General features: G+C 68.9%; 11 protein-coding genes. All 11 read left to right on the top strand.

Annotated elements, in window-relative coordinates; translation table 11 throughout:
• The first annotated feature begins 450 nt into the window (after nucleotides 1-450).
• The 11 genes from ACXIZN_RS18085 (at nucleotide 451) to ACXIZN_RS18035 (ending at nucleotide 12,843) form a co-directional block, all read left to right on the top strand.
• Entirely contained in the window at nucleotides 451-1,698 is a 1,248-nt protein-coding gene (locus ACXIZN_RS18085) for an FAD-dependent monooxygenase (RefSeq protein ID WP_457955812.1), read from the top strand.
• Complete coding sequence (locus tag ACXIZN_RS18080) at nucleotides 1,682-2,377, top strand: TetR/AcrR family transcriptional regulator (protein WP_457955811.1); 696 nt, start codon at nucleotides 1,682-1,684, stop codon at nucleotides 2,375-2,377. Before ACXIZN_RS18085 ends, ACXIZN_RS18080 begins: the two co-directional genes overlap by 17 nt.
• A gap of 81 nt (nucleotides 2,378-2,458) precedes the next feature.
• Entirely contained in the window at nucleotides 2,459-3,253 is a 795-nt protein-coding gene (locus ACXIZN_RS18075; protein WP_457955810.1) for a TIGR03084 family metal-binding protein, read from the top strand.
• Complete coding sequence (locus ACXIZN_RS18070) at nucleotides 3,250-4,947, top strand: acyclic terpene utilization AtuA family protein (RefSeq protein WP_457955808.1); 1,698 nt, start codon at nucleotides 3,250-3,252, stop codon at nucleotides 4,945-4,947. Before ACXIZN_RS18075 ends, ACXIZN_RS18070 begins: the two co-directional genes overlap by 4 nt.
• Entirely contained in the window at nucleotides 4,944-6,092 is a 1,149-nt protein-coding gene (locus tag ACXIZN_RS18065) for an acyl-CoA dehydrogenase family protein (protein ID WP_457955806.1), read from the top strand. Before ACXIZN_RS18070 ends, ACXIZN_RS18065 begins: the two co-directional genes overlap by 4 nt.
• A complete protein-coding gene (locus ACXIZN_RS18060) occupies nucleotides 6,089-7,687 on the top strand; it encodes an acyl-CoA carboxylase subunit beta (protein ID WP_457955804.1) in 1,599 nt (532 codons plus the stop codon). The genes ACXIZN_RS18065 and ACXIZN_RS18060 overlap by 4 nt, the downstream gene beginning before the upstream one ends.
• Nucleotides 7,688-7,692: 5 nt before the next feature.
• Nucleotides 7,693-9,645: an ATP-binding protein gene (locus tag ACXIZN_RS18055; protein ID WP_457955803.1), complete on the top strand. Its 1,953-nt coding sequence runs from the start codon at nucleotides 7,693-7,695 to the stop codon at nucleotides 9,643-9,645.
• Nucleotides 9,642-10,808: an acyl-CoA dehydrogenase family protein gene (locus tag ACXIZN_RS18050; RefSeq protein WP_457955801.1), complete on the top strand. Its 1,167-nt coding sequence runs from the start codon at nucleotides 9,642-9,644 to the stop codon at nucleotides 10,806-10,808. Before ACXIZN_RS18055 ends, ACXIZN_RS18050 begins: the two co-directional genes overlap by 4 nt.
• A 209-nt stretch (nucleotides 10,809-11,017) precedes the next feature.
• Entirely contained in the window at nucleotides 11,018-11,857 is an 840-nt protein-coding gene (locus ACXIZN_RS18045; protein WP_457955799.1) for an SDR family oxidoreductase, read from the top strand.
• Entirely contained in the window at nucleotides 11,854-12,486 is a 633-nt protein-coding gene (locus tag ACXIZN_RS18040) for a TetR/AcrR family transcriptional regulator (protein WP_457955798.1), read from the top strand. The genes ACXIZN_RS18045 and ACXIZN_RS18040 overlap by 4 nt, the downstream gene beginning before the upstream one ends.
• Nucleotides 12,487-12,573: 87 nt before the next feature.
• Nucleotides 12,574-12,843, top strand: coding sequence for a hypothetical protein (locus ACXIZN_RS18035; protein ID WP_457955796.1), 270 nt, complete (start codon nucleotides 12,574-12,576; stop codon nucleotides 12,841-12,843).
• Nucleotides 12,844-12,920 lie beyond the last annotated feature (77 nt).

The following is a 12,920-nucleotide window of genomic DNA, read 5'->3' as shown; positions in this document are numbered from 1 at the left end:
AGGCGAAGTTGGCGTGTCGCGAAAGCCACTTTCGAGACGTGTGATGTCCCGAAAGTGGCTTTCGCGACATGAGCGCCGACGAGACCACNCGTTCCTTGCGAAGCTTTGCCAGGAACGGCCCGTTCATGGCGTTCAGCGGAGAAACTTCACAGCGCCATGGTCCGCCGGGCCGCGTGCTCATCATCGAGGCGTGTCGCGAAAGCCACTTTCGAGACGTGTGATGTCCCGAAAGTGGCTTTCGCGACATGAGCGCCGACGAGACCACGACCGGACTGCCTGCCCGTCAGGCACGTTCGCCTCACCCCTCGGGGAACGAATCGGGAGCTTCACGTGATTGGGCGGACGGCGGGTGTGATCAGGCGGACGACACGCGTGATTGGACGGACGTCACGGCTGTGACGCGGGCAACATACTGACCAACTGAACATTTTGGTCAGTATGTTCGGAGGTATGACCGGGAGCGAAGCGGGACGGGTACTCGTCGTCGGAATGGGTGTCAGCGGGATCGCTACGGCGGCGCGATTGCGCAAGGCCGGGTGGCGGCCGGTACTGATCGAGAAGGCGCCGGAACGGCGGTCCGGCGGGTACTTCGTCGCGCTGTTCGGGGCGGGCCAGGCCGCCGCGACCAGGCTGGGCATGGTCGGCGCCATCCACGACCGGGCCTCGCTGGCGCAGGGCCTCGACCTCGCCCGTGACGGTTCGAGCCGTCCTGGGATGTCGTACGCCGACCTGCCCGGCAAGCCCTGGATGATGCTGCGGAGTGACGTCGAGAAGGCCGCTTTCGCCGTTCTCCCCGACGATGTGGAGATTCGGTACTCGACCGTCCCCACCGCCATCGAGCAGGACGCCGATGGTGTCGACGTCACCTTGCTCGACACCGCTTCGAACACCGCGACGACCGAACGCTTCGACCTCGTCGTCGGCGCGGACGGGCTGCGATCCACGGTGCGGTCGCTGGTGTTCGGGCCGCACGAGAAGTACTTGCGGCGGATGGGGTACATGGTCGCGGCCTTCCAGTACACCGGCACGCCCGCCGGTCTCGCCCCCGGCCAGGGCGCCACGCTGCTCGAACCGGACCGCTCGATGTGGGTCTTCGCGTTCTCCGACCACGACCCGACGATCATGCTGACCTACCGCACCGACGACGTCGACGCCGAGTTCACCCGCCCATCCGCGGAACGCGTGCGCGCGGCGTTCGGCCCGCGGCCGCTGGGAAAGGTGCTCGGTGACGTCGTCGGCGCGCTGGAGTCCGCCGAAGACGTCCTGTTCGACTCCGTCGAGCAGGTGCGCCTGGACCGGTGGCACCAGGGACGTGTCGTCCTGATGGGTGACGCCGCCTGGTGCGTCACGCTCTACGCCGGCATGGGTGTCTCGTCCGGGCTCACCGGAGCCGACCTGCTCGGCGGCATGCTGGAACGGCACCCCGGTGACCTCGGCACCGCCCTCTCCGCATGGGAACGGGCACTGCGGCCGTACGTCGACCACTATCAGGACGGCGCGTTCGCCGACCGGAAGATCTTCGTCGTGGACAACCGGCTGCAGCTTCTGCTCCGGCGCGCGGTGCCGGTGCTGAGCCGTTTCAAGCTCGGCAAACGCCTGACCGACCGCATCATGCGGCTCGACGAGATCGCGCTGTACAAGAATGCGGATATCGTCGGCGCGATACCGGAGAGGACCACAGTTGGCGGAACTGCCTGAACACGGCTCGCCCAAGGCGGCACGTATCCTGGCGGCGGCGGGCGAACTGCTCCTGAGCCGGGGCAGCAAGGGTGTCACCATCGCGGAGGTCGCCACCAAGGCCCACGTCGGCAAGGGCACCGTCTACCTCTACTGGAAGACCAAGGAAGACCTGCTGCTCGGCCTGATCAGCCGCGACTTCATCGCGCTGGCCGACGAGGTCGTCGCGGCGGTCACCGCGGACCCCGAGCTGGCCCGGCCGTCGCGGCTCGGCCCGAACATGCTGGAGGTCGCGGCCCGGCATCCGTACGTCAACGCGCTGCAGACCGGCGACGACGTCCTGCTCGGTGTCCTCGCCGACGACCCCCGGTCGGCGACCCTGCTCGAAACGCTGGGTGCGGGCGCGTTCCTGCATCACATCCTGCCAATCTGGCGGCGGCACGACCTCGCCAGGACCGATTGGGAGGTGGCCGATCAGGCCTTCGCGTTACAGGCCCTCCTCGCGGGTTTCCTGACGGCGGCCCCTTCGCTCAAGAGCAGGCTGCCGGTCGACGATCCCGCCAGGGTGTTCGCCGCGTCCATCACCGCGCTTCTCGGCCCCGAGCGGGCCACGCCGGAACAGGTGAAGTTGGCAGCGGAAGAGGGCATCCGGTCGCTGGAGGGTGGCCGGTCCGTCGCGCTGGACATCATCTCCGGCTGATCTCGTCTCCACAAAACAATCAGGCATGCTTGATTTTTCCGTCGCCGGGTGCCAGCCTGAGGCGGACGCGAGGAGGCGGGCATGGCTGACCTTGGCGTGATCCTTGGGGATCTCGCGGCGGAATCGCAGGCCATCGACGACGTGGTGGCGGAGCTGCCCGCGTCGGACTGGGCGAGGAAGACCCCGGCCGAAGGCTGGACGATCGCCCATCAGATCGCTCATCTGGCCTGGACGGACAAGAAGGCGCTGATCGCGGCGCGCGGATCCGAGGCCGAGTGGCAGACCGAGATCGAAGGGCTGCTCGCGACGGGCGAGTCCTACGTCGACGACGGCGCGGCAGAGGGCGCGAAGACGCCGCCCCGCGAGCTGCTGGCGGAGTGGCGCGCCGGTCGTGCGGAGCTGGCCGAAGCCCTGGCCGCGGTGCCCGACGGGCAGAAGATCCCTTGGTACGGCCCGCCGATGAGCGCCGCGTCGATGGTGACGGCGCGCCTCATGGAGACCTGGGCACACGGTCAGGACATCTATGACGCGCTCGGCGTCGCACGCGAGAACACGGCCAGGATCTGGCATATCGCCCGGTTCGGGACCCGCACCCGCGACTTCGCCTACAAGCTCAACTCGCTCGCGCCGCCCACCGAAGGGTTCCGTGTCGAGCTGACCGCGCCCGACGGCACCACCTGGGCGTTCGGACCCGAGGACGCCCCGCAGCGGCTCACCGGCAGCGCGGTCGACTTCTGTCTCGTGATCACCCAGCGCCGTCACCCCGCCGACACCGACCTGGTCGCCACCGGCAAGGACGTCGAGGAATGGCTCGGGATCGCGCAGGCCTTCGCCGGGCCTCCCGGTGCCGGACGGAAGCCGGGGCAGTTCGCGTGACCCCGGCCCCGATCAGGATCGGCAACGCGTCCGGGTTCTACGGCGACCGGTTCTCCGCGGTCCACGAGATGCTCACCGGCGGCCCGCTCGACGTGCTGACCGGCGACTACCTGGCCGAGCTGACCATGCTCATCCTCGGCCGGGACCGGATGAAGGACCCGAACCGCGGCTACGCCAAGACCTTCCTGCGTCAGATGGAACAGAATCTCGCGCTGGCGAAGGAAAAGGGTGTCAAGATCGTCGCCAACGCCGGCGGTCTCAACCCCGCCGGGCTCGCGGACGCGCTTCGCGAACTGGCCGCGAAACTCGGCGTCGACATAGCTATCGCGCACGTCGAGGGCGACGACCTCATCCAGCGCGCGGAAGAACTCGGCTTCGGCAAGACCTTGACCGCGAACGCCTACCTCGGCGCGTGGGGGATCGCGGAATGCCTGGACGCGGGCGCCGACATCGTGGTGACCGGACGCGTCACCGACGCGTCGGTGATCGTCGGCCCGGCCGCCGCGCACTTCGGCTGGGCGCGCGACGACTACGACGCGCTGGCGGGCGCGGTCGCGGCAGGGCACGTGATCGAATGCGGCACGCAGGCCACCGGCGGAAACTACGCCTTCTTCACCGAACACGAGATCGGCGTCCCGGGGTTCCCGATCGCCGAGATCTCCGCCGACGGCTCCAGCGTGATCACCAAACACCCCGGCACCGGCGGTGTGGTGAACACCGGAACCGTTACGGCGCAACTGCTCTACGAGATCACCGGCGCCCGGTACGCCGGGCCGGACGTCACGGCGCGGTTCGACACGCTGACGCTCACCGAGGACGGCCCGGACCGCGTCCGGATCAGCGGCGTCACCGGAGAACCGCCGCCTCCGACCCTGAAGGTCTGCCTGAACGGGCTCGGCGGTTTCCGCAACGAGACGACGTTCGTCCTCACCGGACTGGACATCGAGGCGAAAGCCGCGCTGGTCAAGGAACAACTCGAAGGCGCGCTCAAGGCCAAGCCGCCGGCGGACGTCCAGTGGACCTTGGCCCGCACCGATCATCCCGACGCCGAGACCGAGCAGCAGGCGAGCGCACTGCTGCACGTCGCGGTGAAGGACGCCGATGCGGAGGTGGCGGGGCGCGCGTTCAGCGGCGCGGCGATCGAACTCGCGCTGGCGAGCTACCCGGGATTCCACGTCACCGCGCCGCCCGCGGCCGCCTCGCCCTACGGCGTGTACCGGCCCGCTTTCGTCGACGCGCACGAGGTGCCGCACGTCGCGGTCCTGCCGGACGGAACCCGTCGCGACATCGCGCCCGCCGCCGAAACGCTGCCACTGTCCGATGTGGACGAAGGTCGGCTACCCGCGCCGTTCACCCAGGCGAAGGTCCGCCGCGCGCCGCTCGGCAGGGTGGCCGGCGCCCGCAGCGGCGACAAGGGCGGCAACGCGAACGTCGGTGTCTGGGCGCGCTCCGACGAGGCGTGGCGCTGGCTCGCGCACCGGCTCACCGTCACCGAGTTCAAACTGCTGCTCCCGGAGACCGCGGACCTCGAGGTCCGGCGGCATCTCCTGCCGAACCTGCGGGCGATCAACTTCGTCGTCGAAGGCATCCTCGGCGAGGGTGTCGCGTCGCAGGCGCGGTTCGACCCGCAGGCGAAGGCGCTCGGGGAATGGCTGCGCTCCCGCGAGATCGACATCCCGGAGGCCCTCCTGTGACCGACCCCTTCTCCACGCCGGAACGCGCCGAACTGCGCAAGACCGTGCGGCGGTTCGCCGAAACCGAGATCCTTCCCCACCTCGAAGACTGGGAACGCGAGGGCGAACTACCCCGAGACCTGCACCGCAAGGCCGGAGAGCTCGGGCTGCTCGGTGTCGGCTTCCCCGAAGAGGTCGGTGGCGGAGGCGGCGACTACCTCGACGCGGTGGTCATCGCCGAGGAACTGCACTACGCGGGCGGTTCCGGCGGCCTGTTCGCCTCGCTGTTCACCTGCGGTATCGCCGTCCCGCATATCGCGGCGGCAGGTGATCCGGTGCAGATCGAACGCTGGGTCCGGCCGACGCTGGAAGGCCACAAGATCGGCTCGCTCGCGGTCACCGAACCCGACGGCGGCTCCGACGTCGCCGGAATCCGGACCACGGCGGTGCGCGAGGGCGACGAGTACGTCATCAACGGCGCCAAGACCTTCATCACCTCGGGCTGCCGCGCCGACTTCGTGACCACCGTGGTCCGCACCGGTGAGGCGGGCGCCCACGGGATCTCGCTCATCGTGGTCGAACGCGGCACGCCGGGCTTCACCGTCTCCCGCAAGCTGGAGAAAATGGGCTGGCTCTGCTCGGACACCGCCGAACTGTCCTATGTGGACGTCCGCGTTCCCGCAGAGAACCTGATCGGCGCCGAGAACAGCGGGTTCGCGCAGGTCGCCACGCAGTTCGTCACCGAGCGGGTCTCGCTGGCGGTGCAGGGCTACGCGCACGCCCAGCGAGCGCTGGACCTGACGCTGGACTGGTGCCGCCTGCGCGAGACCTTCGGCCGTCCGCTGATCTCCCGCCAGCTGGTGCAGCACAAACTCACCGAGATGGCCCGCAAGGTCGACGTGGCCCGTACCTACACCCGGCAGGTCGCCCAGCGGCACGTCGCGGGCGAAGAGGTCATCGCCGAAGCCTGTTTCGCGAAGAACACCGCCGTCGAGACCGCCGAATGGGTGGTCAACGAGGCCGTGCAGCTGCACGGCGGACTCGGCTACATGCGGGAGTCCGAAGTGGAGCGTCACTACCGTGACGTGCGCATCCTCGGCATCGGCGGCGGGACCAACGAGATCCTCACCGGCTTGGCCGCGAAGCGATTGGGATACACCGCATGAGCACGATCAGGTCCACTGTGGACACGCGGAGCGAGGAGTTCGCCGCCAACCGCGAGTCCATGCTCGGCAAACTCGCCGAGATCGACGGCGAGCACGCCAAGGCGATCGCGGGCGGCGGCGAGAAGTACGTCGCCCGGCATCGCAAACGCGGCAAGCTGCTGGCCCGCGAGCGCATCGAGCTCCTCCTCGACGAGGATTCGCCGTTCCTGGAGCTGTCGCCGCTGGCGGCCTGGGGTTCGGACTACCAGGTCGGCGCCAGCGTGATCACCGGCATCGGTGTCGTCGAAGGCGTCGAGTGCATGATCTCGGCGAGCGACCCGACGGTCAAAGGCGGGGCGAGCAACCCGTGGACGGCCAAGAAGAGCTACCGCGCCGCGGACATCGCCGCGCAGAACCGCCTGCCGGTGATCAACCTCGTCGAGTCCGGCGGGGCGGATCTGCCGACGCAGAAGGAGATCTTCATCCCCGGCGGCCGGATCTTCCGCGACATCACGCGGTCGTCGGCGGCGAAGGTGCCCACGATCGCGCTCGTGTTCGGCAACTCGACCGCGGGCGGCGCGTACCTGCCCGGCATGTCGGACTACGTCGTGATGGTCAAGGAGCGGGCGAAGGTGTTCCTCGGCGGACCGCCGCTGGTCAAGATGGCGACCGGCGAGGAGTCCGACGACGAATCGCTCGGCGGCGCCGAGATGCACGCCCGTACCTCGGGACTCGCCGACTACCTCGCGGCCGACGAAGAGGACGCGATCCGGCTCGGCCGCAGCATCGTCAAACGGCTCAACTGGACCAAACAGGGCCCGACACCCAAGCCGGATTACGCGGAACCGTTGTACTCCGCCGAAGACCTGCTCGGCATCGTGCCCACCGATCTCAAGGTGCCGTTCGATCCGCGCGAGGTGATCGCCAGGGTCGCCGACGGTTCGGACTTCGACGAGTTCAAACCCTTGTACGGCAGCAGCCTCGCCACCGGCTGGGCGAGTATCCACGGCTACCCGGTCGGCATCCTCGCCAACGCGCAGGGCGTGCTGTTCGGCGAGGAATCCCAGAAGGCCGCGCAGTTCATCCAGCTGGCCAACCAGATCGACACGCCGCTGGTCTTCCTGCACAACACCACCGGCTACATGGTCGGCAAGGAGTACGAGCAGAGCGGCATCATCAAACACGGCGCGATGATGATCAACGCCGTGTCGAACTCGAAGGTGCCGCATCTGTCGGTGCTCATGGGCGCGTCGTACGGTGCCGGGCACTACGGCATGTGCGGCCGGGCTTACGATCCCCGGTTCCTCTTCGCCTGGCCCAGTGCGAAATCCGCGGTCATGGGACCACAGCAGCTGGCTGGTGTGCTGTCCATCGTGGCCCGTGCCGCCGCCGCGTCGCGCGGGCAGGAGTACAACGAGGAGCACGACGCCGCCATGCGCGCCATGGTGGAGGGCCAGATCGAAGCGGAGTCGATGCCGATGTTCCTCTCCGGGATGCTCTACGACGACGGGATCATCGATCCCCGCGACACCCGCACGGTGCTCGGGCTCAGCCTGTCCGTGATCCACAATGGACCAGTGAAGGGCGCCGAGGGCTTCGGCGTCTTCAGGATGTGAGCGGCATGATCGAGAAACTTCTGGTCGCCAACCGCGGTGAGATCGCCCGCCGCGTGTTCCGCACCTGCCGCGACGCCCGGATCGGCACGGTCGCGGTGTTCTCCGACGCGGACGCCGACGCGCCGCACACCGCCGAGGCGGACGTCGCCGTCCGTTTGCCGGGCAACGCGCCGGCCGACACGTACCTGCGTGCGGAACTGCTGATCAAGGCGGCCGTCGAGACCGGCGCCGACGCGATCCACCCCGGCTACGGTTTCCTGTCCGAGAACGCCGCGTTCGCCCGTGCCGTGATCGACGCCGGGCTGACCTGGGTCGGCCCGCCGCCGGAAGCCATCGAGAGCATGGGCTCCAAGGTCGAGTCCAAGCGGATGATGGCCGAAGCCGGTGTCCCCATCCTGTCCGAATTGGACCCGGCCGAGGTCACCGAGACCGACCTTCCCTTGCTGGTCAAGGCTTCCGCCGGGGGTGGCGGACGCGGGATGCGTGTCGTGCGCACGCTCGGCGAACTCGCGGAAGCCGTCGAAGGCGCGAGCGCTGAGGCCGCGTCGGCGTTCGGCGACCCGACCGTGTTCTGCGAGCGGTACCTGGAGACCGGCCGTCACATCGAGGTCCAGGTGCTCGCCGACACCCACGGCACGGTATGGGCGGTGGGGGAGCGCGAATGTTCGATCCAGCGCCGTCACCAGAAGGTCGTCGAGGAAGCGCCGTCGCCGTTCGTCGACGAAGCCATGCGGGAGGCGCTGTTCGACGCCGCGCGCAAGGCCGCGCAGGCGATCGACTACGTCGGCGCCGGAACGGTCGAATTCCTCGCCGGACCGGACGGGCGGTTCTACTTCCTGGAGATGAACACCCGGCTCCAGGTGGAACACCCGGTCACCGAGGCCACGACCGGGCTCGACCTCGTTTCGCTGCAGTTGCGGATCGCGGAGGGCGAGCACCTCCCGATCGACGAGCCGGAGACGCGCGGTCACGCGATCGAGGTCCGGCTCTACGCCGAGGACCCGGCCGCGGGCTGGCAGCCGCAGAGCGGGACCTTGCACCGGTTCGAGCTTCCCGCGGCACAACGGGAATTCGAGGTCGGTCCGGGCGTCCGGCTGGACTCCGGATTCGTCAGCGGACAGACCGTCGGCGTGCACTACGACCCGATGCTCGCCAAGGTCATCGCCTACGCCCCGGATCGCCGGAGCGCGGCACGGGCACTGGCCGGTGCGCTGGCCGGTGCGGAGATCCACGGCGTGGTGACCAACCGCGACCTGCTGGTGAACGTGTTGCGCCATGAGGCTTTCCTCGCCGGCGAGACCGACACGGCGTTCTTCGACCGGCACGGACTCGACACCCTGGCCCGTCCACTGGCCACTGTGGACACTGTACGGATTTCCGCGCTGGCCGCCGCTCTGGCAGGTGCTGCGGCGAACCGTGACGCGGCGCAGGTGCAGGGGCGGCTGCCGAGCGGCTGGCGGAACGTGCGCTCGCAAGGGCAGCGCAAACGTTTTCGTCATGGCGACGACGAGATCGAGGTCGGCTACAACCTCGGCCGGGACGGTCTGCGCGCGGACGGTTTCGAGGGTGTCGAACCGGTTTCCGCCGAAAGCGGCGCCGTCGTCCTGGAAGTCTCCGGGGTGCGGCGCAAGTTCACCGTCGCCCGATACGGCGACACGGTGTATGTCGATTCGCCGGACGGCGCCGTCGAACTGGGCGTGGTGCCGAGGTATACCGATCCCGACGCGGCGCTCGCCGCCGGATCGCTGGTGGCGCCGATGCCGGGCACGGTCGTCCGGCTCGCGGTAGAGGCGGGCGACACCGTCAAGACCGGCGATCCGTTGCTGTGGCTCGAAGCGATGAAGATGGAACACCGGATCGCGGCACCGGCCGACGGCGTCGTGACGGAACTCCCGGTGGTGGTCGGACAACAGGTCGAAGTGGGCACGATCCTCGCGGTGGTAGGAGAGAACGAATGAACGCGATGAACTTCACCGAGCCCGAGGAGCGCGTCGCGCTGCGGGCCGCGGTCGCCGAACTCGGCAAGAAGTACGGGCACGAGTACTACGCGAAACAGGCCCGTGCCGGGCTCAAGACCGACGAGCTGTGGGCCGAGGCCGGACGGCTCGGCTACCTCGGCGTGAACCTGCCCGAGGAGTACGGCGGCGGGGGAGCGGGCATCGCGGATCTCGCCGCGGTGCTCGAAGAACTCGCCGCGGCGGGCTGCCCGCTGCTGCTCATGGTCGTCTCGCCGGCGATCTGCGGCACGGTCATCTCGCGGTTCGGCACCGAGGAGCAGAAGAAGCGCTGGCTGCCCGGGATCGCCGACGGCAGCGGCCGGATGGTCTTCGCGATCACCGAACCGGACGCCGGGTCGAACTCGCACAAGATCACCACCACCGCGAAACGCGACGGCGACGGCTGGGTCCTCAGTGGACGGAAGGTCTACATCTCCGGTGTCGACGAGGCGGACGCCGTCCTGGTCGTCGGGCGCACCGAGGACGCCAAGACCGGCAAGCTCAAGCCCGCGCTGTTCACCGTCCCGACCGACACGCCCGGCTTCGAGTACAAGCAGATCGACATGGACATCGTCTCGCCGGAGAAGCAGTTCGGCCTGTTCCTCGACGACGTCCACCTGCCCGCCGACGCGCTGGTCGGCGAGGAGGACGCGGCGATCGCGCAGCTGTTCGCCGGGCTCAACCCCGAACGCATCATGGGCGCGTCATTCTCGCTCGGCATCGCGCGCTACGCGCTGGGCAAGGCCGTCTCCTACGCCAACGAGCGCAAGGTGTGGGGCGCGCCGATCGGCACCCACCAGGGTCTCGCGCATCCGCTCGCGGAGATCAAGATCGAACTGGAGCTGGCGAAGCTCATGACGCAGAAGGCCGCGTCGCTCTACGACTCCGGCGACGACTTCGGCGCGGGCGAGTCGGCGAACATGGCGAAGTACGCCGCCGCCGAGGTCGCCATCCGCGCGGTCGATCAGGCCGTGCAGACCCACGGCGGCAACGGGCTCGCCAGCGAATACGGGCTGGGCACGCTGGTCACGGCCGTCCGGCTGGGCCGGATCGCGCCGGTGAGCCGCGAGATGGTGCTCAACTTCGTCGGCCAGCACAGCCTCGGCCTGCCCCGGTCCTACTGAGAGGCCAGGACGGTTCTAACGAGGGGTAAGGCGAACGTGTCCGGCGGGGTGGGTGTTCCGCTCGTGGTCTCGTCGGCGTTCGTGTCGCGAAAGCCACTTTCGGGACATCACACGTCTCGAAAGTGGCTTTCGCGACACGCCACCTTGGCCTTCCCCCTCTCACTGACCGTCCTAGCCGCTCACGAGCCCACTATGGAAGGCGACACCCCATGAGCACGCTCCACGGCAAGACGATCATCATCTCCGGCGGCAGCCGCGGGATCGGCGAGGCGATCGCGGTCCGCGCCGCCCGCGACGGAGCGAACATCGCCCTGCTCGCGAAGACCGCCGAGCCGCATCCGAAGCTGCCCGGCACGCTCTACACCGCCGCCAAGGCGATCGAGGACGCCGGCGGGCAGGCGTTGCCGATCGTCGGCGACGTCCGGGACGACACGTCGGTCGAGGCCGCGATCGCGCGGACCGCGGAGCAGTTCGGCGGGATCGACATCGTGCTCAACAACGCGAGCGCGATCGACCTGACCCCGACCGAAGCGGTCAGCATGAAGCGCTACGACCTGATGCAGGACGTCAACGCGCGCGGGTCGTTCCTGCTGTCGAAACTCGCCATCCCGTACCTGAAGCTCGCGGAGAACCCGCACATCCTCACGCTGTCGCCGCCGATCAGCCTCGACGAGAAATGGTTCCAGGCGGGGCATCTCGCGTACAGCATCGCGAAGTACTCGATGAGCCTGGTGACCGTCGGGCTCGCCGCGGAACTGCGGCAGTACGGGATCGCGGCGAACTCGCTGTGGCCGCGGACGACGATCGACACCGCGGCGATCCGCAACGTCGTCGGCGCGGAACTGGCGGCCAAGTCGCGGACGCCGGAGATCATGGCGGACGCGGCGCACGCGATCCTCACCAAACCGAGCCGTGAGGCGTCCGGGCATTTCTACATCGACGACGAGGTGCTCGCGGCCGAAGGGGTCACGGACTTCTCGAAGTACCGCATCGGCGAGCGGGAGGAAGACCTGCAGCTCGATTTCTGGGTCGAGAGCCGTACCCCGTGATTCGCGAACCACAGCAGGAGCGCAGCCGCACGACCCGGCGGCGGCTGGTCGAGGCCGCCGTCGAGACGATCGGGGAGCTGGGCTGGAACGGGACCACCGTCGCGATCATCGCCGAACGCGCCGGGGTCTCGCGCGGCGCAGCCCAGCACCACTTCCCGACCAGGGAGGATCTGGTCGCGGCCGCGGTCGAGCACGTCGGCGAGATCCAGATCGTGGAACTGCGCGCCCGCGCGGCGGAACTGCCGTCGGGGCGGTCGCGGATCGAGCGGGCCGTCGACATGGTGCTCAACCTCTACAGCGGGCCGCTGTTCCGCGCCGCGCTCCACCTCTGGGTCGCGGCGTCGACCGACGAGTCGCTGCGCGCGACCCTGGTGCCGCTGGAGGCGCGGGTCGGACGGGAAGCGCACCGGGTGACCGTCGAACTGCTCGGCGTCGACGAGTCCCACCAGGGCGTTCGTGAGCTGGTCCAGGCCACTCTGGACCTTGCCCGCGGGCTGGGGCTGGCGAACCTGCTGACCGACGACACGAAGCGGCGCAAGCAGATCGTCGCCCAGTGGGCACGGGTCCTGGAGCCGCCCCTGGCGTCGGCGAAGATCTCACGGAACCAAGAAGTCACCGACAACGTCTGAGATCTTGTTAACACTGATGGAGCAGCGATCGATAACACGGTGTGAGTGCTGCTGATTCAGGTGGCTGATCGAGAGAGGTCCAGTCCGGTGTCCGGTTCAGAGGTCGAACTGTCCCATCGCGCGATGGCGATGCTGCGAGCGGTCGCGGCGCGCCGTGCCCAGATGTCGTGCAGCTGCGAGCCGGATCTCTTCATCGACGGGTTCGCCTGCTGCGATCAGATGACCGCGCACGCGCTGGCCCGCGGCGGTTACATCCGCCCCGCCGAGTCCACCGGTCCCGCCGCGGTCACCGGCCGGGTGCCCGCCGAGCTGACCGAGGCGGGCGAAGCCGCCATCGCGGTCACCGCGGCCGCCTGACCCTTCACCGCATCGTCTGTCCGCAGTGGACGACGACCGTTTACAACCACCTCCCGCCTTCCTAGGATCCTCCCCGG

It is taken from the genome of Amycolatopsis sp. TRM77291 (assembly GCF_054166285.1).
The sequence above is the reverse complement of the archived record's forward strand: the minus strand, read 5'-3'. Positions and strand labels throughout refer to the sequence as shown.

Bases quoted from the DNA above. Each gene is read 5' to 3' on its own strand.
- ACXIZN_RS18085 (WP_457955812.1), top strand. From the start codon at position 451: ATGACCGGGAGCGAAGCGGGACGGGTACTCGTCGTCGGAATGGGTGTC.
- ACXIZN_RS18075 (WP_457955810.1), top strand. From the start codon at position 2,459: ATGGCTGACCTTGGCGTGATCCTTGGGGATCTCGCGGCGGAATCGCAG.
- ACXIZN_RS18060 (WP_457955804.1), top strand. From the start codon at position 6,089: ATGAGCACGATCAGGTCCACTGTGGACACGCGGAGCGAGGAGTTCGCC.
- ACXIZN_RS18055 (WP_457955803.1), top strand. From the start codon at position 7,693: ATGATCGAGAAACTTCTGGTCGCCAACCGCGGTGAGATCGCCCGCCGC.
- ACXIZN_RS18050 (WP_457955801.1), top strand. From the start codon at position 9,642: ATGAACGCGATGAACTTCACCGAGCCCGAGGAGCGCGTCGCGCTGCGG.
- ACXIZN_RS18045 (WP_457955799.1), top strand. From the start codon at position 11,018: ATGAGCACGCTCCACGGCAAGACGATCATCATCTCCGGCGGCAGCCGC.